Origin of the sequence: Gabonibacter chumensis (assembly GCF_024741215.1) — a bacterium.
Classification (GTDB): Bacteria; Bacteroidota; Bacteroidia; order Bacteroidales; family Marinifilaceae; genus Gabonibacter; species Gabonibacter massiliensis.
Genome location: NZ_JANSKB010000002.1, coordinates 414,060 through 437,237 on the forward strand (window position 1 = coordinate 414,060; position 23,178 = coordinate 437,237).

Annotated in this window: 22 protein-coding genes; 15 read left to right on the forward strand and 7 right to left on the reverse strand. The window is 42.6% G+C overall.

From position 1 onward, the window contains the following. Window position 1: 1 nt before the first annotated feature. Window positions 2-847 (reverse strand): aldo/keto reductase, encoded by an 846-nt coding sequence (locus NVS78_RS08450; protein WP_286358797.1) that lies wholly within the window; start codon window positions 845-847, stop codon window positions 2-4. Window positions 848-1,270: 423 nt separating this feature from the next. Here NVS78_RS08450 and NVS78_RS08455 point away from each other — a divergent pair, with 423 nt between their 5' ends. From NVS78_RS08455 to NVS78_RS08475, 5 genes are all read left to right on the forward strand, one after another. Continuing rightward, a complete protein-coding gene (locus tag NVS78_RS08455; protein ID WP_286358798.1) occupies window positions 1,271-1,678 on the forward strand; it encodes a hypothetical protein in 408 nt (135 codons plus the stop codon). A gap of 38 nt (window positions 1,679-1,716) precedes the next feature. Next, the gene (locus NVS78_RS08460; RefSeq protein WP_286358799.1) at window positions 1,717-2,118 is read left to right on the forward strand and encodes a hypothetical protein; all 402 of its coding nucleotides are present in this window, start codon (window positions 1,717-1,719) and stop codon (window positions 2,116-2,118) included. A gap of 80 nt (window positions 2,119-2,198) precedes the next feature. Then, on the forward strand, window positions 2,199-4,949 hold the full coding sequence (locus NVS78_RS08465; RefSeq protein ID WP_286358800.1) for a hypothetical protein: 2,751 nt from the start codon (window positions 2,199-2,201) through the stop codon (window positions 4,947-4,949). Between the two features lie 236 nt (window positions 4,950-5,185). Then, on the forward strand, window positions 5,186-5,767 hold the full coding sequence (locus NVS78_RS08470; RefSeq protein ID WP_286358801.1) for a Crp/Fnr family transcriptional regulator: 582 nt from the start codon (window positions 5,186-5,188) through the stop codon (window positions 5,765-5,767). 78 nt (window positions 5,768-5,845) lie between these two features. After that, window positions 5,846-6,346 (forward strand): DUF4405 domain-containing protein, encoded by a 501-nt coding sequence (locus NVS78_RS08475; RefSeq protein WP_286358802.1) that lies wholly within the window; start codon window positions 5,846-5,848, stop codon window positions 6,344-6,346. Window positions 6,347-6,677: 331 nt separating this feature from the next. On the opposite strand, the gene NVS78_RS08480 is transcribed toward NVS78_RS08475, so the two are convergent. Next, window positions 6,678-7,532, reverse strand: a complete 855-nt coding sequence (locus tag NVS78_RS08480; protein ID WP_286358803.1) for an AraC family transcriptional regulator — start codon at window positions 7,530-7,532, stop codon at window positions 6,678-6,680. A gap of 128 nt (window positions 7,533-7,660) precedes the next feature. Between NVS78_RS08480 and NVS78_RS08485 the strand changes: the two genes are divergently transcribed. From NVS78_RS08485 to NVS78_RS08500, 4 genes are all read left to right on the forward strand, one after another. Beyond that, window positions 7,661-8,287 carry a nitroreductase family protein gene (locus NVS78_RS08485; RefSeq protein WP_286358804.1) on the forward strand — a complete coding sequence of 209 codons (627 nt, stop codon included), beginning with the start codon at window positions 7,661-7,663 and terminating at the stop codon, window positions 8,285-8,287. Between the two features lie 9 nt (window positions 8,288-8,296). Beyond that, window positions 8,297-9,205, forward strand: a complete 909-nt coding sequence (locus tag NVS78_RS08490; RefSeq protein WP_286358805.1) for a DMT family transporter — start codon at window positions 8,297-8,299, stop codon at window positions 9,203-9,205. Continuing rightward, window positions 9,202-9,426, forward strand: coding sequence for a DUF1848 domain-containing protein (locus NVS78_RS08495; protein WP_286358806.1), 225 nt, complete (start codon window positions 9,202-9,204; stop codon window positions 9,424-9,426). The genes NVS78_RS08490 and NVS78_RS08495 overlap by 4 nt, the downstream gene beginning before the upstream one ends. A 147-nt stretch (window positions 9,427-9,573) precedes the next feature. Next, on the forward strand, window positions 9,574-10,350 hold the full coding sequence (locus NVS78_RS08500) for a glucose 1-dehydrogenase (RefSeq protein WP_286358807.1): 777 nt from the start codon (window positions 9,574-9,576) through the stop codon (window positions 10,348-10,350). 393 nt (window positions 10,351-10,743) lie between these two features. Here NVS78_RS08500 and NVS78_RS08505 read toward each other — a convergent pair whose 3' ends face one another. Then, window positions 10,744-11,088: a hypothetical protein gene (locus tag NVS78_RS08505; RefSeq protein WP_286358808.1), complete on the reverse strand. Its 345-nt coding sequence runs from the start codon at window positions 11,086-11,088 to the stop codon at window positions 10,744-10,746. Window positions 11,089-11,616: 528 nt separating this feature from the next. Between NVS78_RS08505 and NVS78_RS08510 the strand changes: the two genes are divergently transcribed. Beyond that, the gene (locus NVS78_RS08510; RefSeq protein ID WP_286358809.1) at window positions 11,617-12,903 is read left to right on the forward strand and encodes a DNA cytosine methyltransferase; all 1,287 of its coding nucleotides are present in this window, start codon (window positions 11,617-11,619) and stop codon (window positions 12,901-12,903) included. A 1-nt stretch (window position 12,904) separates the two neighbouring features. Beyond that, window positions 12,905-13,969 (forward strand): hypothetical protein, encoded by a 1,065-nt coding sequence (locus NVS78_RS08515; protein ID WP_286358810.1) that lies wholly within the window; start codon window positions 12,905-12,907, stop codon window positions 13,967-13,969. Here NVS78_RS08515 and NVS78_RS08520 read toward each other — a convergent pair. Genes NVS78_RS08520 through NVS78_RS08535 form a run of 4 tightly spaced genes read right to left on the reverse strand, consistent with a single transcriptional unit; the run spans window position 13,955 to window position 17,373 of the window. Then, entirely contained in the window at window positions 13,955-14,686 is a 732-nt protein-coding gene (locus tag NVS78_RS08520) for an ATP-binding cassette domain-containing protein (RefSeq protein WP_286358811.1), read from the reverse strand. The two genes, NVS78_RS08515 and NVS78_RS08520, sit on opposite strands and share 15 nt — an antisense overlap. Beyond that, a complete protein-coding gene (locus tag NVS78_RS08525) occupies window positions 14,676-15,578 on the reverse strand; it encodes a glycine betaine ABC transporter substrate-binding protein (RefSeq protein WP_286358812.1) in 903 nt (300 codons plus the stop codon). Before NVS78_RS08525 ends, NVS78_RS08520 begins: the two co-directional genes overlap by 11 nt. A gap of 3 nt (window positions 15,579-15,581) precedes the next feature. Continuing rightward, window positions 15,582-16,226 (reverse strand): ABC transporter permease, encoded by a 645-nt coding sequence (locus tag NVS78_RS08530; protein WP_286358813.1) that lies wholly within the window; start codon window positions 16,224-16,226, stop codon window positions 15,582-15,584. 13 nt (window positions 16,227-16,239) lie between these two features. Further along, a complete protein-coding gene (locus tag NVS78_RS08535) occupies window positions 16,240-17,373 on the reverse strand; it encodes a hypothetical protein (RefSeq protein ID WP_286358814.1) in 1,134 nt (377 codons plus the stop codon). A 179-nt stretch (window positions 17,374-17,552) separates the two neighbouring features. On the opposite strand from NVS78_RS08535, the gene NVS78_RS08540 reads away from it, so the two are divergent. The 4 genes from NVS78_RS08540 (at window position 17,553) to NVS78_RS08555 (ending at window position 23,165) form a co-directional block, all read left to right on the forward strand. Next, the gene (locus NVS78_RS08540) at window positions 17,553-18,461 is read left to right on the forward strand and encodes a DUF5996 family protein (RefSeq protein WP_286358815.1); all 909 of its coding nucleotides are present in this window, start codon (window positions 17,553-17,555) and stop codon (window positions 18,459-18,461) included. A gap of 296 nt (window positions 18,462-18,757) precedes the next feature. Continuing rightward, window positions 18,758-20,428, forward strand: coding sequence for a putative transporter (locus tag NVS78_RS08545; RefSeq protein WP_286358816.1), 1,671 nt, complete (start codon window positions 18,758-18,760; stop codon window positions 20,426-20,428). Window positions 20,429-20,565: 137 nt separating this feature from the next. Beyond that, window positions 20,566-20,877 carry a cupin domain-containing protein gene (locus NVS78_RS08550; protein WP_286358817.1) on the forward strand — a complete coding sequence of 104 codons (312 nt, stop codon included), beginning with the start codon at window positions 20,566-20,568 and terminating at the stop codon, window positions 20,875-20,877. A 59-nt stretch (window positions 20,878-20,936) separates the two neighbouring features. Next, window positions 20,937-23,165, forward strand: coding sequence for a heavy metal translocating P-type ATPase (locus tag NVS78_RS08555; RefSeq protein ID WP_286358818.1), 2,229 nt, complete (start codon window positions 20,937-20,939; stop codon window positions 23,163-23,165). The last annotated feature ends 13 nt before the right edge of the window (window positions 23,166-23,178 follow it).

Genomic DNA, 23,178 nt, shown 5'->3' on the forward strand with positions numbered 1-23,178 from the left:
ATCAATCTGCTTTTAAAGTCAGTAAAAAATTGACGAACTCCGGATCGTAATGCGAGAAGAAGAGGGTTTTGCCTTCGTCCAAAGCGGCGATTGCCGCCATGTCGGCATCGGCGAGCGTGAAATCGAACACTTCCATGTTCTGACGCATCCGCTCCATACGGGTGGATTTGGGAATCACGATTACGTCCCGTTGAATCAGATAGCGCAGAGCAACCTGTGCGGCGGTTTTGCCGTATTTGTTACCGATTTTCATCAGCGTAGGGTCGTGGAACATATTGTTTCGGCCTTCGGCAAAAGGTCCCCACGACATGATTCGAGTTCCGTATTTCTCCATGATTTCCTGAGTCTTGAACTGCTGGTTGAACACATGAGTTTCCACCTGATTGACCATCGGTTTGATTTTCACGTGTTCCGTGAGGTCGATAAAGCGATCGGGATAGAAATTACTCACGCCGATGGCACGCGTTTTTCCGTCGTTATAAGCAGTTTCCATCGCGCGATAGGTTCCGTAATAATCGCCGAACGGTTGGTGGATGAGTAAAAGATCCACGTAATCGGTCTGTAATTTACGCAGGGATTCGTTGATGGATTTCATCGCTTTTTCTTCGCCGGCATTGGTAATCCATATCTTGGTGGTAAGAAAGATTTCTCCACGGGCGATTCCGCTCTTCCGGATGGCATCGCCTACCTGCTGTTCGTTGAAATAGGCTTGTGCCGTGTCGATCAAGCGATAACCGACACGCAAGGCATCGGTTACGCAACGTTCGCACTCTTCGGGTGTTACTTGGTAAACACCGTAACCAAGTATCGGCATTTCAACGCCATTGTGTAATTTTACTGTTTCCATGTCTTATTGTCGTTATTTGTTAATTCTATTCTTTTATAATGAATGCGTTAGGCTTATTTCTCCCGTTCCGTCCGATAACTCATTTGGCTTATCTGTCGATTTACCAGTTTATCTATTGCAAAATTACAGAAGAGTTCTCATTTCGTTGATATCAATTTTACGGATTGAATAACCAATTTCATCGGTCGGTACAAAACAGGCAGCCGTATCGATGAAGGGGATAGGGCAGATTGTTTTGATACATGCCGAATCATCGGAAAATTTGTTAAACTATATTGTTTAATTTATTCTAATTTATTTAACTTAAATTGTGTGATTTGTGTAATTTAATATATTTCGAATAACTTATTATTTCGTTTAATTTGCAAAATAGCAATGTGATTTTATTCATCTTGTAATTTATTAACTAAACCTTATTTAATTATGAAAAAATTATTATTGATTTTAGCGACACTCGTTTTTGCATTGGCTTATTTGCCTTCTCGGGTAACTGCGGCTCCAACGGTTAAAGTTTCTCCTAAATCTATAGAGGTAAATGTGGGAGAGACATGTGTTTTTAACGTATTAGTCGAACTATCGTCAGGTACTATACAAGAGGTCGTTATTGATGTCACGGGTTTTCCATCGGGGAGTGTACTTGAAGCTTCGATTGTAAACCAACGTGATAGAAAATATGAAGCACAAGTTGATTTGAAAATAGATCAACCAGGTACATATACTTTAACTTTTGAGATAGATGTAACTTATAAAGATGGTAAAACTACAGTTACTAAAACTGTGACCGAAACAGTTGTTGTTAAAGTAATAAAAAAAGAAGTTGAAGTATTATAAGGATTTATATGGTTATTAATGATTTGAAATACTTTATTATGAAGAAATTACTTTTTGCTATCACATTAATATTCATTATATTACCAGTATTGGCGGCAGCTCCCGTAACTCGGCCAGTTATAACTATTTCTCCTAATCGTATATCAGTTGAACAAGGTACTGTATGCGTGATTGTTATTGCTGTCGAGTGTGATAATCCGATAGATGTAAAATGTCAAATTCCGACCGGCCTTCCTGATGGGACAATTGTGCAAAAAATGGAGAAATCGAAAACGGAGACAAAGGTTGAGATAAATTTTAGAATTACTATTCCTACCTCTGGAACTTATAATGTGAATGTTCCTGTTAATGTAAAGGTTAAAGAAAATGGTCGTTGGTCAGATGCGATTGAAGAATCTAAAACTATACCGATAACTGTGACAGCATCTTCAGCAAACTAAGAGTATTCGGGCCGATGTATTCGGCCCGGATTACGATATATTTTTGTTGGTATTCCAAACTATAAAATGGTGAGACGTTTATGAAAGCTTTTAAATTTGTTTGTCTGCAATTGTTTATTTTTTCGTTTACAGTCACTATGGTAAAGGCCCAATGGCAAGGGAAATTGACTACAGAGGATAGGGTAAGGCTTAATTCTTCAACTTTAATAGGATATAATATGATTTATTATGAAGCTGTTGTAGTGGATTCCGTGACTAATGAGCCCTTGCCCGGAGCGTTGATTCATTTTGTAAACCCGAATAAAGCGAACGTTTCGGTAAGAACTTTTGCGGTGGATAAAAACGGTTATTTTTGTGTTTATTGCGATAAGGATAAACGTTGGGTTTTGGAAATTACTCATTTGGGATATAAAATTTTTAAAAAGATTCTTTCTCAGGACCAACCGTTGGTGAATTTCGGTAAAATCAAGTTAATTCCGGACACGTTAAAGATTGACGAAGTTGTCGTTCAGGTGCGCAGGGAAATGTATAAACAGAAAGGAGACACGTTAATGGTATATCCACAGGCTTTCAGGTACATGGAGGGAGATAATCTGTTGGAGATTTTTCGGCAAATTCCGGGAGCCAGGGTTACGGAGGAAGGCGATGTATATATCGGTAAAATGAAAATCGAGAAGGGGCTGGTGAACGGACGGATGCTTTTTGGAGACGATGTTAGGACCATGATGAAATCTCTTGATGCGAAAGACGCTTCAGTAATGGCGATTTATGACGAGGTTGATGAAAAAGATGAAATTTTACGCGGAGATAACGCCCGGAAAAGAAAGGTTGTTAATGTTATGACTTTCCAACAATTCACATCATACTTGGCGGGAAATATGATGCTTGAAGGTGGTTTGGATAAAAACAAAGATATAGACGGTGGCAGACAGGAGCGCTACTGTGCGAATGGAGATATCGGTTTTTACCGGGAGCAACAACAAATAAGGTTGAAAGGAGGAATTGACAATCGTAATTTGATTATTTGGTCTCCCCCTTCCGGCTATACGCGAAAATGGAATGCCGGGGCAGAAGTTAATAGTACCATAAATGAATCGAACCGTTATGCTGTATCCTATGATTATGGTAATGAATGCTCGACGGAAGAGAGTTTATCGAACATAAACTATTTTCCAACCGATCAATTCCAATCGCAATTCTCTGAAAATTTTAATTATAATGAAAATGATGAGAAAAATCACAGGATTAAATTGGAATACAATTACCTGAAGCAACGAAAAGTTAATATAGATGCCTCTTGTGACATCGGAATTTATAAAAGTGCAGATCTTTCGGATTATTATTCGGATACTTACAGAGATGATGTTTTGCTAACAAAAACAGAAAGAGTTGGTCATTCTGATAATAATAGCGTAAACATAAGTCCGGCAGTAAGTTTAACTAAAAATATAGAGATCGGAGGGTTGAAAGTGTCTGTTTATTCGAATATTAATAAGTCAAATGGTAATGAAATTCGAAACGATACCACTTTTACCGTAGGATTTAAAGAGAGAACCGTATTAAATATAACTACCAAAAGACCTGATTGGAATATAGTACCGAGTGTTGAATATAACATAAATTTAAAAAAAGCGGGATCGTTCTCTTTTATTTCTAAAGTTAAATATGAAAACTTGTCCTTTTATAATGTGGCGTTGAATAGGATTACCGGAGATATGGATCGTTCTCTTTCAGTTGATTATATCTCAAATCAAACAATTGTAAATGAGGATGTCAGATATTATTTTGGTAATGGAAAACATTCATTAAATATAAATCTTGCATATATCGGCACTTTTATGAATCGGCGAGATAAGTTACCTGTTTATGATAAAGTGTATCGTTCATTTCACGCTTTTCTCCCGGCCATCACTTACGGCTATTCTTTCACGAAGCGTACTTATGATATATCTTTGTCAACCTCGCAATCGGTACCTTCTAACAGTCATATGATAACAGTCATAAATGATAATAATCCCATGTTCCTTTTTGCGGGTAATCCTGATCTTAAAGACTCTAAAACGTACATCGTGTCTTTTACTTCATATAATCGTAAACAAAATATCCCCCGCTCGATCAGTTTCGGTATAGACTTTTCGATAAATCATAACAGCATAGTTTACAGTCGTATGTATTTCAAAAATTCGACAATTCTTCCTCAATACGATAATTATGAAGTACCAGCAGGAGCTACCTTGACAATTCCGGTGAATGCCGATGATTTTTTGCGAACCGGAGCCAATTTGTCCTATAAAGTTCGTTGGGATAAAATCAAATCTATCGTTGATTTTAAATTGGAGTATTATTATCGGAATCCACAAGTCGGCATTGAAGATAGATTGGTCCGTACCCATGAACAAACTGGTAATTTTTCGGCAAATTTGGTTATGAATTTATCATCTAAATTCAGGGGTGAAATTAGCAATGACACTCGATACCGATGGTTTAAAAACGGTAATGCGCAAATAGATGAAGGGGTAAATGAGACCTTGAAAGCAAAATTCCGTTTGGATTTTCTTAAAAGAGTTTATTTGACAAGCTCTTACACGTTTGAATACCTCAAAGGAACTTATTCGAAGACCGTGGAAAACCATATTCTAAATGCTTCTATGGGCTGTCGGGTATTCAAAAATCGTAAAGGTCTGGTAAGTTTTAATGCTTATAATATTCTTGATCGTACAACTAATTTTGTGACTTCTGTAAATGACCAGTATGTAAATAATACGTGGCGACAGTTATCCTCCTCTTATTTTTCACTTTCGTTTGAATACAGATTTAACAACACCCAATAAAGAAGATGTTCTTTACATTTTAACCTGAAAGGAATGACATAGTTTTTTTCTGTTTTTAATATTGATCTTGCAATATTGCGGTATTAAAAACGAGATAGTATGGTTTTGAATAATTTATTTGATCTTTAGGAAGGTTCTCGAGGTTTGTTTTAATTCCCGGAAACCGTTCCCGATAAATATAAAAAAAAGCCAATTCATAAAGGTATACCATACATACTTTTTTTATATTTGCAAATATGATAAACGACTGTTCAAGCAACTTATTTGGCTCTTTGGTAGAAAAATTGTCTTCGAAAGAATGTTGTGTTTTAGAGCATTTTTATAAGAATGTCAATAGGTTATCTCTTCCTTCAAAAACAATATTGCTAAATGAAGGTAAGATTGCCGACACGTTGTATTTGATTAGAAAAGGCTGCTTGCGCCTTTTTTTCTACAACGAGGAGAAAGATATTACCTTTCAATTTTTTTTTGAGGGCGACTTTGTGGCTTCGTTTGATAGCCTGTACAAAAGTCAACCGAGTCTTTTTTCATTGGAAAGTATAGAGCTAACCGAGGTTTTCTCTGTAAAAAAGGAGCATTTTTACGATCTTGTCGAGCAGATTCCCTTGTTAAGAAAAGTGTATGAAGAGAAAATCATCGATCGTTTTCATGTTTATCAACAATTATTCCTTTCTCGGATAAAGAGTACTCCGGCACAACGATATAAGGAATTATTGAAAGAATGCCCCCACATCATACAGCGAGTTCCGCAGCATTATATAGCATCTTATCTTGGTGTTACCCCCGTGTCCTTGTCCCGAATTAGGAATAGGCGTTAATGCCATTTCTTTACAATTGTTATCGTCTCGTTTCTGATAAAATGGCGAACTTGGCCCCGTCAACATAAAAACAGAAACATGATAAAGAATATTTTTTTAATAGACTGGTTATTAATTCCCTCGTTTATCTTTTCCTTGTATACCGGAATAGAACTGCATGTTGCCGGTCATGGAAACAACCATGAAATATGGCACAATTGGGCTGTTTTTCATGTAGTGATGAGTCTTTTGTTTTTTATTTTTGGAATATGCCATATAATGACACACTGGAATTGGTACGAGGGAATTGTGAATAAAGGAGTAGGAAAGAAAAGCAGGATTACGTTATGTTTATCCGTGCTGTTTGTACTTGTTACGGTTACGGGTATCGTTTTGCTCTGTATAGACGGGGCGAACTCCAATATAGGATTATGGCACTATTATGCAGGGCTTTTGACGGGGGTATTATCTATTATTCATATTCTCAAACGTATTCCTATGTTAAGCAAATTGGGAAGCAGACGGATGAGCGTTTTTGGACTGATCGAAAACTTCGCCCGGCATTATCCGGAAACCTACGGCGACGACATCGAACGGTAGCGGAAATTATAACTCGGCTATCCTTTTTTCACAGGATGATACCGTGTGCAGACTATGTATCGCGAGTATAGTAGAAATCTACTTTAATCATCGGAGGGTCGAAACTCTCCGATTTTGTTAGCGTCGGCTAACAGCGAGGTGTGTATCGAGTAGCCCGATGCCTTTTGAGTCACTCCCGAAAGCCTTACCCCTGACGGGGAACAATCGCTCCTCTGTGGTCGGGCGATTGAGAAAATCAGAAAGAAAACCGATAAGGGCAAACTTTCATATGTAAAATACATGAATATTGATGGCCAATTATTGTATATAGTGGATATAAATAATAAAACAATTATCCGACTTGCTTTCGATATTTAGATGGCGACATTCCCTTTTCCTTTGTAAATACCCTAATGAAATGGGGTAAATCGTTGAACCCTACCAGATAACATATTTCCGATACGGATTTCTGCGAGTGCTTCAACAGATCACAGGCGGTGTTCAAACGGTATTGCGTAACGAACTGAGAGAACGTCATTCCCTTATGCCGTTTGAAATAGGTGCAGAAAGCGGAACGGTTCATACCCACTTCGACGGCAATATCGTCCAGTGAAATCGGATAGACGTAGTGTGTCATGACGTATGTGCTGACTTGCTGCATACGCCTCACGTCTCGCTCGATTCGTACAGGCTTGCCGGCAAACGTGTAATCCGTTGCGGTGAAGACTGTCGGCAGCAGATGAAACATCGTGCATAAACGCCCCAATTCATCCATTCCGCTCATTTGCGAGAGCGTATATCGGATGGCCCGGGAGCTTTTCGGCCCGAATATCAGGGCCTCTGTCGGAAGGGTTACACCTGCAAGCCTGTTCCGCAATTCAGGAAACACCTCGATACACTTTTGTATAAGGGAGTGGCTGAAAGCTACCATCAGGTAATGTATGCACCCTTTATCGTCGGCCGATGACGGCTCATAATCCCAATGGTGGTGCATCGAAGGTGGAATCAATGCCACGTCCCCTTCGGCAAAGGGCAGTAAGGTATCGCCGGCCATCCGTGTTCCATGCCCCTGTATGACACAGTATAGCTCCCAGGCATCGTGTTGGTGCAGTTTAGCCTCCAGCCGGATGTCTATGTGCTGGTCTATGAAAAAAAACGAATGATTCTCCATTTCCGGTAGTTCATACGGGATTATTGCGTCTTCCATCTTACAAAATTTACTGATGGCAAATATACAACAATTATTTGAAATAATAAGGCAAATAAACAACAATAAAGTGCGCTACCTTTGTAAACGTAAATAAAAATATGTCCAACATAATAACGAATTGCATTATGGATTTCTATGAAGTATTGGAGAAACGTCGCACGTACCGCGATTTCTCCGACCGTGAAGTAAGCGACGAGATTCTTAAAAGAGTGATTGGTGCGGCATTCAAGGCTCCGACCAATGACCACTTGCGCCAGTTGGAGTTCGTCGTGGTGCGTGGCTGTGAAAATATTGCGAAAGTAATTGCCCCGCTCGCCAAAAATATGGCGGCGTTCAAGGAACTGGTAGCAGAGGTGGACGAATCCGATGACAAGGACAAGATGACGATGTTTGCCGATGCGCTGCCCAAGCAACAAAAGATGCTGATGCAGAGCGGTCTGCTTATTATCCCGTTCTTCCGCCAACTGACATGGCCGTTGCTCAAGCCCGTGGAGCAAAGCTCGCTCAACTATTTCGCTTCGGCATGGTGCGCGTTGGAGAACATGCTGCTCGCCGCCACCGCCGAAGGTTTGGGAACAGTGTTCCATATTCCCGTAAGCGACGAGGCGGAGAGGATCAAGGAAATCGTGAACGCTCCCGATGGCTACGAGTTCACCTGTTTACTGACGATGGGCTATCCCGCCGAAAATGCCTTCCTGCCCAAACAGAAGGAAATCAATGTTGAGGATAGAATGCACGCGAATGCTTGGTAATATGACAGCATGAAAGGACACATCCTTATATTGATAGCGAATATCCTGTTCGGCGTCAGTATGCCGGTATTCAAATACTTGCTGACGTCGGACTTTCCACCGGAGGCGATCACGTACATGCGTGCCGCTTTTGCCTGCGTGATGTTCTGGTTCGTGTCCTTTTTCATCGCACCCGAAGAGAAAGTTCCGCCGAAAGATTTGGGACTGCTCGTCGTTTGCGGCTTGTGTGGTGTGGGGTTCAATCAATGGATGTTCGTTACCGGGTTACGGAGTTCTTCGCCCGTGGATGCGTCGATTATTGCCACGGCCGTACCGATTTTCGTACTGCTGCTGGCGGCGGTCGTGCTCGAAGAGCCGATCACGGCGAAGAAATCGGCGGGTGTTCTGCTGGGTGTTGGTGGAGGACTGCTACTCGTGTACAGTTCTGCGCATACGACGGGTGGTGAAGGCAGTCTGAAAGGCGATATGTTGATGTTGTTGAACCAAATGTTGTACTCCGTCTATCTGGTTTTGTCCAAGTCGCTCTCCTCACGCTACTCGTCGGTTACGGTCATGAAATGGATGTTCCTCTTCTCGGTATTGGCATTGACGCCGTTCTGTCTGCGGCATTTACAAGAGGTGCCGGTTTTCCATCAGAAAACATTCGACGGCACGGAGCTGTGCGCCCTTCTTTATTTGCTCGTGGGAGCCACGTTCCTTTCGTTCATGCTGATTCCGATGGCATTGAAATACATCCGTCCTACCACCGTCAGTATGTACAACTACGTGCAGCCTATTGTCGCCTCTGGGATAGCCATATCAATCGGGCAGGATACTTTCTCCTTGCAGAAATTAACGGCAGCCGTGTCGGTATTCGCCGGAGTTTGGTTGGTTACAAAGAGTAAGAAAAGAGAAAACAAACAAATAGAAAAGGCATGATTATCAATACCGGATACCAATGTATGCCGAGCTGCGACATCGGGGCGTACAATACCTGCCTGAACGGTTACAAGTACTGTTATGCCAACAAGAAACCGGAGCTGGCGGCAGAAAACTACAAGTTGCACGATCCGGCCTCGCCGTTTCTTATCGGCCATGTAGAACCTACCGACATCATACAGGAAGTCAGAGAAGTTTTATTATCCAACCATAAATTATAAGGAGAGAATTATAAAGTTTGTAATTGTGTTATTTTATGACAAAATGAAGAACTATTTTTTTTATTCTTAGTTTAAGAAATATAGCCGTCCGGCGAGATATCGCCTTCGGCAAAAGAAGTTTAATGATTTAATAAGTAATGTATCGCTATGGAAATTAATAAATGGTTTGATCTTAAAGAAAAAGTCGCTGTTGTGACGGGCGGCGGTGACGGTATTGGCAAGGGCTGTTGTGAAATACTTGCAGATGCGGGTGCGCACGTTGTAATCAGTGATTTGAATATCGACAAGGCGCAATTAGTTGCGGATGAAATAAAAAGTAAGGGAGGAAGAGCAATTGCCGTGGAATGTAACGTGCTGAAGGACGAGGACCTTGTAAACCTCGTGGATAGGGCCGTGAAAGAGTTTGGAACCGTAAATATTTTGGTAAACAATGCCGGAGGCGGGGGAGGCGGACGAGAGAATCCGTTTAAGATAGATCGGGAGTATTTCGAGAAGATTTTCAATTTCAACGTATTCAGTGCTTGGCGGTTGTGTCAGCTAACAGTACCCCATATGGCAAAATCAGGTTACGGGAGTATTATCAATATTACTTCGATGAGTAGCGTAAACAAGAGTCCCGACATGAGTGTGTATGCTTCTTCTAAAGCGGCCTTGAATCATTTGGTTGCCAATCTTGCTTATGATTTCGGTTCCATGGGAGTACGTATCAATAACGTCGGACCGGGTGCTACTGTTACGAAGGCGCTTCAGTCGATTCTGACCCCGGAAATCGAGCAGCGTATGTTGCAGCATACGCCTATAAAGAGATTGGGTAGGGTATCGGATATCGCCGGTGCTGTTCTTTATTTTGCCGCTCCTGTTTCCGAGTGGGTAAGCGGACAAGTGTTGTTTGTAAACGGAGGAGGAATACAAACCTTGGATTAAGAACCGGCGATTGTAAATTTTAACGATTCGGTGATTAAGAGATTAAAAGATTAAGAGATTAAAGGATTAAGAGATTTGGGGATTGGGAGAAAATTTTTGTATCTTCAGAAAGCACATCTTAAAAATAACACCCTGGTAAAGTGTAACTATCTGATTATTTGTTTTGTTTTTTTGTCGGCGGTTGTTAATTGAACTCATATAGGGGAGACAAGAGTACAAAGAACTCTTATCTCCTCTTATTGGGTTATCGGAAGTCGTTAAAATTATTGTCGTTAGACACCGGTTTATTTTGTGATTCAGCTATTTTAAAGGTTATTCCGAATAGGAGATCAATAGAAAATATTCCGATTCTTTTAATTTACGTATTTACTGTTTTGGCGTCTGTTTTACGGGTTATTGAGGTTCTAAGTAAATGGTTTCGTTACTACAAGCGGTATTTTTCCAATCGAAATTATCGCTTTGTGTCTTGTAACGATTTTGATCCGGATCAGAAAATCTTAGGTTAGCCGGGTTATGACGAACAGGAATGGAGAATCTGCCTTCTGAATCGGTTTTTACAGACTGTATGGCAACCTTGTTTACGATCTCTTCAACCCAAATATTTTCTAATGTCTGGTGAGTAAACACATCGTGTATGGTTCCGCTGATTTTTCCTGTCGATTGCAGGATATTCAGGTTTGTGAATGCAAAACCTATCGCCATGGATAAGATGATGCCGATGATAATAGTTTTTTTCATTTGGATGTTGTCTTAAAATTGAACGAAATAAATATAATGCACAACCCCTTTTGAGAATATCTTTTGTAAGTTACGACATTTCTATCCATTAAACAAGAAACTGTTTGATTAAATGATTGAGAGATTAAATGATTAGGTGATTTTGGGATTAAGTGATTAAAAAGATTGACGATGGTAAGTTAGGAGGTTGTAAGACGATATGGTTCCGCGAGCATAAATTGAAGGATTAAGAAATGGAGTGATTCTGTGATTTAAGGATAGCTAACTCGGGGGAACATTCTTTTGGAAAATTGTTCGTTGTACGATATGGAATGGAATTGAAAATTATTTTACTATTTTTGTCGTGATTGTATTGTATCGGATGGAATTGAAATAAGTGATATTATTTCTATTTTCAGAGTATAGAATATTTTTATTGCATTAATAAGATTTGAAATAAGATACTCGATCGTTCCACTGCGGGAGTATCTTTCTTATTCGTGTTGTTGTATTAAGTAAAATGAAAGTGTTATAATAGGGGAATCAGATATGGGAGTTTCTTCTGTGGAGGCAGGGAATAAAGGTAAAAATATTCGCGTCCTTTCGTTGTTTTCCGGTTGCGGAGGTATGGACCTGGGATGGGAGGGCGGATTTTCGGTTCACAAGGATAGTTTGTGTGAAGCGAGGAACCCGGATTTTGTAGAGAGTAGAGGGAAGGGAGACTTCGTGAAACTGAAACCGACTCGTTTCGAATTGGTTTTTGCCAATGATATTTTGAAAGAGGCGAGGACTGCTTGGGTGTATTATTTTAAAAAGTACGGCTATTTGCGGGAGATTTACAGGAACGAGAGTATCGTGGATTTAGTGAAACGTCATCGGTCCGGTGAGCGGGTTTTTCCGGAGGATGTGGATGTGGTGACGGGTGGATTTCCTTGTCAGGATTTTAGCGTGGCCGGGAAGAGAAAAGGATTCAACTCCCGTAAAGACCATAACGGACGTATCATCGAGGGGGAGATGGCCACGGAGGAGACCCGGGGAAAGTTATACATGTGGATGAAAGAGGTTATTGAGATTACCAAGCCCAAGATATTTATTGCCGAGAACGTAAAAGGGTTAGTCAATCTTTCGAATGTTAAAGAGATCATCCAGCATGATTTTTCCATGGCTGACGAGCACGGGTATATCGTACTGGAGCCTCAGGTATTGCATGCCGCCGATTACGGCGTACCGCAATCCCGGGAGCGTGTGATTTTTATCGGTATTCGAAAATCGGCCTTAAAAGAGGAAGCTTTGCAGGCATTAATACAAAAAACAGTTCCGGATAATTATAATCCTTACCCGAGGGTGAGTCATGCCTTTCACGACGAGAAGAATAAAGAGCTGGCTACCCCACAAACTTTAGCCAAGGTATTTGCCGGTCTGAAAGAGCCGGAGGAGAGCCATGATCCTTCTCAGATGTATTATTCCCGGGCGAAATTTATGGGAACGCATTGTCAGGGACAGACCGAAGTGGATATTCAAGGCATTGGTCCGACGATCCGGGCCGAACATCACGGCAATATAGAGTATCGCCGCCTATCGAAGGAGCATGGAGGACAAATGGATGAAGAGTTAAAACGGGGATTGAAAGAGAGACGTTTGACACCGAGGGAGTGTGCTTTGATTCAGACCTTTCCGCCTGATTACGAGTTCGTGATACCGAAAGAAGGGAAATCCCGTCAGTTCGTATTGAGTCCCTCTGCGGCTTATAAGATTATCGGGAATGCGGTACCTCCTTTACTTGCTTATCATATTGCCCGGCGTATAGAATCATTGTGGGATCTTTATTTCGAATAGTATGAAATCTTTATGGTGTCAGGAGCCGGATATAAAAGCTTTTGAGCTTTTGATCGAGCAAATGCTTCAGGTGTTACGGACCGAAGCAAGAGAGCAGCCTGAACATTACAAGAAACTTTTGGGTAACCGTTTGGAGGGGAAGGTGGCGGATGTCCTTCGGAAATGCGCCGTGGGTACACCGTTTGAAGATGATATAGAGTTGGTTTCGGGACAACGCTTTCCCGATATCGTGATTCGAGGATATTTCGGCATAGAGGTCAAAACGACTCAGGCGAATCACTGGAAATCGACGGGAAGCAGTGTAGCCGAAGGAACCCGGGTGAACGGGGTGGAACGGATTTACATGCTGTTCGGTAAGATGTGCGAACCGGTAGAATTTAAATGCCGGTTGTATGAAGAGTGTCTGCCGGAAGTCGTTGTCACCCATTCGCCCCGGTACGCGATCGATATGGATTTGCTTTCGGGAGAGACGATATTCGATAAGATGGGTATTTCTTACGATGAATTGCGTCGTCAGGCAACACCTATCCGTACTATTTTGAGCTATTATCGTTCCAAGTTAAAGCCGGGGGAAGAGTTATGGTGGTTGGATTCGGAATCGGCCTCGTCAGGGACGGGAATGGTGATCCGGTTATGGAATAACCTGACCCCGGAGGAACGGAATGTTTATATGATAAAAGGATTTTGTTTTTTTCCAGAATTATTAAGCAGTCATAAGGATAAGTTTAATCGTTTTGCCGTATGGTTGTCTACCCGTGAAGGAGTCGTGTGTCCTAACGTACGGGATGTATTCTCGGCAGGAGGGCAGGGGAGCATCATCTACCGATCGGTTCGTTACGGGGGAGTGCCGAAGTCCGTTTGTCGTTTGTACGAGCATTTGCCATTGATAAAGCAGTTTATTCTTTCGGCGGACGAAGCGGAATGGATTGATTTTTGGGGAAACGATGCGAAGGGAAAAGGCAGGATTGCCTGCTGGATAGACCGGGTAACGGGGTATATAGGGAAACAATTGGAAAACGGTTTCCCTATGCAGGAGTCATTGCGTGAAGTTTTATCCTCCGATTAATTCCTTTACGAAAAGAGTGGCGGGTGTTTTTTCTATCTCTTCCGGAGTTCCTTCTTGTTCGATTTTACCTTTGTTCATAACCAGTACGCATGTTCCTAATTTCAAGGCTTCTTTGATATCGTGTGTTATGAAGACGATGGTTACTCCCAACTCGTTGTGGATGCGGATGATTTCGTTCTGTAACATTTTACGGGTGATTTCATCCACGGCCCCGAAGGATTCATCCATGAGCAGGATATTCGGATCGGCGGCCAGTGCCCGCGCAATACCAACCCGTTGACGTTGTCCTCCTGAGAGTTCGGCGGGATAACGATCGAGCATCTCCTCTTCCAAGCCCACGACCCGAATCAGTCGCTCCACGGCTTTTTTGTTTTTTTCTTTATCTTTATGATTCAGAAGGTTAGGTACATAGGCAATGTTTTTGCGAATGGTCATGTGGGGGAAGAGCCCGATACCCTGAATCACGTAGCCGATATTTCTACGGAGCAGGGTTTGATTCTCTTTTGTGATATCTTTTCCGTTTACGTAGACAGACCCGTAAGTGGGGGCCAGCAAGCCGTTGATGAGTTTCAATACGGTCGTTTTTCCGGAGCCGGAAGTGCCGATAATGGTCAGAAACTCACCTTTTTTAATTGCTAAGTTGAAATCTTCCAACACCTGATGTTCCCCGTAGTTTTTCGAAACATGTTCAAACCGGATAACCGTTTCATTTTCCATGATTTTTATTTTTTTTGATTAATCCTTTTTTTTGTAGAAAATTAGCGGCAACGTCCCGCTCCGAGTTGCCGGCGATCTCAACCTGATAGTTCAGGTCAGCCATCTCTTGATCGGTCAGTATGCCGTCCATCAACATGAGTATTTTCTTTAACTCCGGGTGTTTTTTTAATGTTTCCTCCCGGACGACCGTGGCGCAGTAGTATGTGGGGAAGAATCGTTTATCGTCTTCCAATACCGTCAGTTCGGCTCCGCTTAGCTGGCCGTCGGTTGTGAATATGTTCATCACATCGATTTTATTCGATTTGATCGCCTCGTATTTTAAACCGATGTCCATATCCATCGTCTTTTTAAATTTCAGATCGTAGAACTTGCATAGAGCATCGTATCCGTCGTGGATTTCAAAGAAATCGTATTCCGCACCGAATATGAATTGATCGGGATACCTGGCCAGATCGGAATAAGTTTTCAGATGGTATTTTCGAGCCTTGCCGTTACTTACGGCTAAGCTGTAAGCATTATTAAAGCCGTATCGACCGATCCAGTACAGGCGGTATTTATCGAGATACTCTTTTTGCAGGGCCGAATACAATTCGTCCGCGGGAAGCAAAGAGTCTTTTTTCAGGATAACGAGCCATCCGGTGCCCGTGTATTCCGGATAAAGGTCGAAATCTCCTTTTACGATAGCGGGATGGATATTGCTGGTTCCGCCTCCGATGCCTTTCGTGATTTTCACTTGTAAATCGGAATTTTCCTCTATGAGCAATCTCAACATTTCACCGAGAATGAATTGTTCCGTCATGGGTTTGGTAGCGATACGAATCGTATCGTCAGGTGTGTTGCAACTATAAAATAATATAAAACTTAGAGCTATGGCTATAAATGAATTTTTCATGGTCTATCCAATCAGTTTACGTTTTCTTTTGATGTATTTTTCGTAGCATCCTACTCCCCAGTCCGCTAATAGGGCCAGAACGGCAATCAGTAAACTGCCTGCTACGGTCATGGCCGAATTATTGGTCGTTATTCCCCGGTAGATGGCGACGCCCAATCCCCCGGCTCCGATAAAGGCCGCTATACCGGCTAAGGCAATGGTCATGACGACCATATTGCGGATGCCTGAAAGAATAACGGGGAAGGCAAGCGGAAGTTCTATCTTGTATAAGATTTGAAAGGGAGTGCTTCCCATTCCTTTGGCAGCTTCCGTGATCTCTTTGTCGATCCCTATAATTCCCGTGTAGGTATTACGTACCATGGGGAGTAGGGCATAGACCGTCAGAGCGACGATAGCCGTTGTATTGCCTATACCAGAGAAAGGAATTAAAAAACCGAAAAGGGCAATGGAGGGGATCGTATAGATGAAATTGGTAATTCCCAAAACGGTTGAAGAGCTTCGTCTATATTGACTGATGAAAATTCCTAATCCCAATCCGATAATAGTGGCCAACACGATCGAGATAACGGAGATTTCGATGTGTTGCAGGGTCAGGTTTAAAAAGAAATGCCATCGACCGACGTAAAGGTTATATAATTCTTTGATCATATGTTGGTTTAGTTTAAAAATAGTATCCGATATTCATATTAAAACGAGCATGCCAGGATTCGCTTGCCCCCCCGGGGCCGAAACCGTTCCAATCAGGGCCTAACCAGGCGTGATTTTTACCCAACGCGTAATCCATGTATAACCATACCGGTCCGGCAACGACCAGAAGTCCGGTCACGTTTTGATAACTGTTTTTCAACAGTTTGTCCCACTTTTGCAGGCAACCGAAATCGTTATATACTTGTATTTTTTCGATTAGCTTCGAATCGATATTAAAGGTATACCCGGCACCAACCGTGTAAATGTTGGCTTTGGCGGCAACGAGATAGGGAGCTCCGTAGGCTGTCATCACGATGATATTTCTCTCTTCCCCTTCTTTATTTTTGGGATACATGGCGTAGGTTGTCAACTGCGTTTTCAGGCTCAGTTTTTTCCAGTATAGCTCGTAATGTAGGGCCAAAGCGTAGTGAGTTCCGTTGTTGCGGGTGTCCAAATTGTAGAGTTGCCCGAATTCGGCGGATCCGCCGAATTTATTCAAGGTATAGGTTCCCCATTTGTAAAAAGCCTGCAAATTGAATTGATTGATCTCTTTATTACGTCCTGCCACGTCATAACCGTATCGGTCGTCCGTCACCTCCGAATCCGAGCCGAACAGGAGTTCGTCGGCATTTTTAAAGAAGGCGATAGCATAGTCCCATTGTTCTCCCTTATGGACAAATTTGATTCCCATATCCGAATCGTCTTCCAGGCCCACGTAATAGGTGATTTGTAGAAAAAAGTTGTGAGAACCGATAGGTTGGATTCCGAACGGTACCCCGGTCAAACCGGCTTGTATTTGATTTTTCGAATTGAACCGGTAACCGATCCAGCCGTATTTTAACATGGGCCCACCGTAGTCCTTGCTGTAAAAACGATAGTCTGCATCTAAAAGAATATTTTTATAGGATCCAGCGAGTGTGAATCGTAATACATCAAAACCGAAATCTCCCCCTCTATCCCGGTGTCCCCGGTTCCAATCCGAAAAATTATAATTGAAACGCAAGGCTCCCCCTAATTTGAATTTAGGTTTCTCTTTTTCTGTCGCATGCAGGGATAAGGTAAACAGTAACATGCAACTCATGAAATAGAAATATTTGTTTTTCATCATGTAATATTGTTAATTGTTCTTGGAGAATTTAACGATATCGATGAGGTTTTGTTACCCTTTTTTAAAAATAGGCAAAGGAAAAACACATTACACGCTTGTCTTATTTTATATCCTGTTAAAACTATTTTCAATTATTACCGTTTAACCAATTCTATATGAATGTTCAAAATAATGACTGTATGGATAAAAAATTTTTAAATTATACGGAATGGCAGGATACGGCCGATTTGGTACATCTTTTACTGCAAATGGTAGGGAAAGTAAAATTAGAGCGTTGTCACAAACGTCCGGAATGGGCACATGTACGTCTTTACATGACTTTGGACGGATTGGCTTCCGGGATTATACCTTGTAATACTTCTCCTTTCGAGATTTTTGTCAATTTGAGAAAGCATCAGATCGAGATTCATAATGAGGAAGGAAAGAGTCGTACGCTACCATTGGAGGACGGTACGTCGATAGTCATATATTATCACCAGTTTATGGATGCTCTCGAGCAGATCGGTGCGGCCACTGAGATTAATATAAAACCGCAAGAGTTTTATGATCCGATACCTTTTGATCAGGATAAAAAACATCATCACTACGATAAGGCTGCCGTTGAATTGTGGCTTCAGAATTTACTTTTTGCTTACGAGGCTATGAGGCAATTTCTTTCCGGTTTTCGGGGGAAGGTAGACGGTCCCGCGTATTATTTCGGAACGATGGATTTGACTTGTATCGTGTATAGCGGGGAAGCGGCTCCTTTCGGTATGAATAAGTCGATTTCGGATCATGCTTTTGACGAACGGTATTTCGAATGCGGATTTTGGCCGGGAGATGTGAATTACGGAAAACCCGCTTTTTACGGTTTACCCTATCCTTTTATCGAAGGTATTCAGGGACATGATGATATGCTTCATCCGGATAAAGCTTTCTTTCTTCCGGCTAAAAAGGAGTTCTTTTTAAATCTGGAAGATGCTTTTTCGTATAGTGATCCGGCGAATGCCGTGGTACAGTTTTGTAATTCTGGATTGACTATTTTTAATGAATTGTCGCCTTGGAAAAATTACGATTGGATAACCACGCCTTTGGGTTATTCGAAATAGATAAGAATAATATTTTTTTATTGATAGTTAAGATTTTATGTGTTATTTTATAACGATGAAGTCTTGTTTTTATGTACGTGTTTTTTTGAACTTTTTGATTATGCAATTGTTTGGGTTTGCTTTGTAATTTATCTATCTTTAAAGCTATATGAATGTTTGCGGACGTCGATTTCCGGTAAAAGAGTTAAGAGGGTAATATTGAGGAGTGTATCATTCAGGAGAGTTTTTCCTTAAAGGAGAATGAAATTTTATTTTTTATTATTTTCTTTACGGGATTTTTCGGAAAGGAATAGAGTATGGAATGGTTAAATGAAATATTAGCTGAACATTCTGTTATACAGGCGGTTATTGTCGTTTCGCTCGTTTCGGCGATAGGATTGGTATTGGGTAAAATTACGCTTTGGGGCGTATCGTTGGGAGTGACGTTCGTGTTCTTTGCCGGAATCATGGCAGGTCATTGGGGATTGACGATCGATCCGCAAATGTTGAATTACGCGGAGAGTTTCGGGTTGATCCTTTTCGTTTATGCTTTGGGACTGCAGGTGGGGCCTGGTTTCTTCGCCTCTTTGGGTAAAGCCGGAATACGATTGAACCTGTTGGCTATGATGGTGGTCATTTTAGGAGTGGTCATGACGTTATTGTTTCATTGGACGGCAGGAGTTTCTTTGCCGGATATGGTCGGAATATTAAGCGGAGCCGTGACCAATACACCCGCTTTAGGAGCTGCCCAGCAGACGTTGAAACAGATCAATGATCCCGTCTATTTGTCTTCCGATCTGGCTTTGAGTTGCGCTGTGACTTATCCTTTGGGTGTTGTCGGTGTAATTATAGCCTTGATTATGATTCGGAAACTGTTTGCCTCCCGTATATTTTTTAAACGGGGGGACGAAGATAAAACCAGGAAGACCATCATTGTCGGTTTCCGGGTGAGCAATCCGGGAATTTTCAATAAATCGATAAAGGATATTGCTAAATTGTTGTCCAAAAGATTCGTTATATCGAGGCTTTGGAGAGACGGAAGGGTAATTATTCCGGCCTCCGATACGATTGTGGAAAACGGGGACCGGATCTTGGTGATTACAACCGAGAGCGAGGTGAACTCTCTGGAGATTGTTATCGGTGAATTGGATCGTCAGGATTGGAATAAAGAGGATATCGATTGGGATGCTATCGACAGTCAATTGGAGTCTCACCGGATTGTGGTTACCCGTTCGGAGATCAACGGGAAGAAATTAGGGGCATTACGTCTGAGAAACCAGTACGGTATTAATATTACCCGTATTTACCGGTCGGGGGTAACTCTTTTGCCGACACCCGATTTGACGCTCCAGTTGGGAGATCGATTGACCGTAGTGGGGGAAGCCGCGGCCATTGCTAATGTGGAAAAAGTACTCGGAAATGCCGTGAAAGATTTGGACGAACCGAATTTAGTCTCGGTTTTTGTCGGTATGGTTGTCGGTTTGCTTTTGGGTTCCATACCTTTGGCGATACCGGGAATCAGCTTTCCGGTAAAATTAGGATTAGCCGGGGGACCGATTGTTGTCGGGATTCTCGTGGGGGCATTCGGACCTCGGATTCATATGATTACTTACACTACCATTAGTGCTAATCTGATGTTGAGAGGGTTGGGATTGTCCATGTATTTGGCTTGCCTCGGGTTGGATGCGGGCGTTCACTTTTTCGATACCGTTTTCAGGCCGGAAGGCTTGTTGTGGGTGGGGTTGGGATTTGCGATCACCTTTGTTCCCGTGGTGTTGGTGGCTATCTTATCCGTTAGCGTGATAAAGGTGGACTTCGGTTCGGTTGCCGGCATGCTATGCGGCAGTATGTCCAATCCGATGGCCCTGAATTATATAAACTCTACCATCGATGGGGATACTCCATCTGTTGCATATGCTACCGTTTACCCGTTGACGATGTTTGTCCGGGTGATCATGGCCCAGGTAATTCTAATGCTTTTCTTGTAATTCTGCAGTTCTGTATTATGGTGATGCTTTATGATCGTTGCAGGGTAAAATCGTAAAAAAAGTGTTGTATTTTTGTATAAAATACTCTTTTTTTTAAATGTAGAAAGTTGTATACTTGTATAAAAGAAATAAGAGGAATGAAATCAATTTACGAGGCGATCGGACAGGCGGGAAGCGAGGAGCTGGTGACCGTTTTGTTGCGTAAGGAAAATGTTCGCGTAGAACGAATTGTTTCCACGGGGCAGGTATCTCCCGAGGGTTTTTGGTATGACCAGGAGGAAGACGAGTGGTTGATGATCGTACAAGGAGAGGCCGTGTTAAATGTGGAGGGAGAATGGAAGGAACTAAAGCAAGGGGACTATTTATTTTTGCCGAAACATTGTAAACACCGGGTAGAGAAAACGGGACAAAAACCTCCTTGTATCTGGTTGTGTCTGTTTTGGAAGTAAGCGTCGGGGTTGAAACTAAACCCGGACAATAACGTATAGTAAAATCAAGGAAAATCAATATGTCAGATCATTTAGGTCATATCAGGGAAACCTATCAGGTATTAGGAATGAGTTGTGCTTCATGTGCCGTGAGTGTGGAGTCGACTTTAAGTGCTCAGAAGGGAGTGCGGGAAGCAAGGGTTAACCTATCGAATTCAACCGTGTTCGTTGAATTTGATCCGCAGATAGTTACGCCGGACGAGTTGCGGAAGGCCGTAGAAGCTGCCGGTTATGAATTAGCGATAGAAAAACAGGATGATCCGGAGGAAGCGGGACGTTTGCAAAAGGAGGAATATCTTTTGTTGAAGCGAAAGACTACCGGAGCGATATTGCTTGCCATTCCTGTTTTTGTGATCGGAATGTTTTTTATGCATATGCCTTACGGAAATTGGATCATGCTTGCCTTTACCTTGCCCGTGATGCTCTTTTTCGGACGTGATTTTTTCGTGCATGCCTATAAACAGTTCCGGCATGGCCGGGCCAATATGGATACGCTGGTGGCCGTGAGTACGGGAGTTGCTTTTCTTTTCAGTTTGTTTAACACGATTTGGCCTGAATACTGGACTGATCGGGGATTGGAGGCACATGTTTACTATGAGGCTGCAGCCGTTATTATTGCTTTGATTTTATTGGGTCGGTTATTGGAGGCAAGGGCCAAGTTCAGTACTTCTACCGCTATAAAGAAATTGATGGGATTACAGCCGAAAACCGTGGTGAAGATCGAAGGGAATGGCCGGGAGGTGGAGATCCCCGTCAAAGAAGTGTCGGTCGGGGATGTCTTGGTCGTTAAACCGGGCGATAAAATTCCGGTGGATGGAAGTGTTACGGAGGGAGTTTCGTTTGTGGACGAGAGCATGATCACGGGCGAGCCCATTCCGGTGGAAAAAACACCCGGTAATATTGTTTATGCGGGAACCATTAATCAGAAGGGAAGTTTCAGATTCCGGGCCGAAAAAGTCGGAAGCGAGACCATATTGGCCCATATCATCAAAATGGTACAGGAGGCGCAGGGAAGTAAAGCTCCGGTACAGAAATTGGTGGATAAGATTGCCGGAATATTCGTTCCCGTTGTTATGGGAATAGCCGTGCTGACCTTTATGATCTGGATGCTTGCAGGGGGGGAGGAGGCGTTTACCCATGCCTTGCTGACTTCTATCACGGTATTGGTAATTGCCTGTCCCTGTGCGTTGGGCTTGGCAACCCCGACCGCCATTATGGTTGGAATAGGTAAGGGAGCCGAGAATAATATTTTAATTAAAGACGCGGAGGGGTTGGAGATGATGCATCAGGTAAACGCGATCGTGTTGGACAAAACGGGAACGATTACGGAAGGGCAACCGGTCGTCACCGATATGAGCTGGAGAGGAGAGGATAGACGGGAGGTGTACCGGGGTATTCTATCCGCGATCGAGCGTCGTTCGGAACATCCTCTGGCGGATGCTGTTGTAGAGTCGTTGAGGGCAGGTTCTGTTACGGATATCGAGATAAAGGATTTCGAAACGAGCGTGGGGAAAGGGGTTATAGCCAATGCGGGAGGAGAGGTTTATGGTGTAGGTAATCGTAAGCTATTGGAGGATATGCATGTCGCTTTGACCGGAGAGGAAGATGTTTTGGCATCCGGTTGGGAGGAAGAGGGAAAAACGGTCGTATTTTTTGCCGGACGGGAAGGAGTTATTGCCGTTATCGCTATTGCCGATAAGATCAAAGTTACTTCCGGGCAAGCCATAAAGACATTACAGCAGATGGGAGTGGAGGTTTATATGCTGACCGGAGATAATACGCGTACGGCTCGGCGGGTGGCGGATATTTTGGGCGTGCGACGTTTTAAATCGGAGGTAATGCCCTCGGATAAGGCTGATTTTGTCCGGGAGTTGCAGCAGGAGGGAAAAATCGTGGCTATGGTCGGTGACGGTATAAACGATTCGCAGGCATTGGCTCAGGCCGACGTGAGCATCGCTATGGGAAGAGGGTCGGATATCGCTATGGATGTGGCTGAGGTGACTTTAATTACTTCCGATTTGAATATACTTCCGAAGGCGATAAACCTGTCTGTGCAGACCGTAAGGACGATTCGGCAGAATTTGTTCTGGGCTTTTATTTATAACGTGATCGGAATACCTTTGGCCGCTGGTGTGTTGTATCCTTTTACCGGTTTCCTTTTGAATCCGATGATTGCTGCGGCGGCTATGGCATTCAGTTCTGTTTCAGTCGTAACGAACAGTTTACGCATTAGATTCAAAGGTTTGTAAAAAAATTAAATTG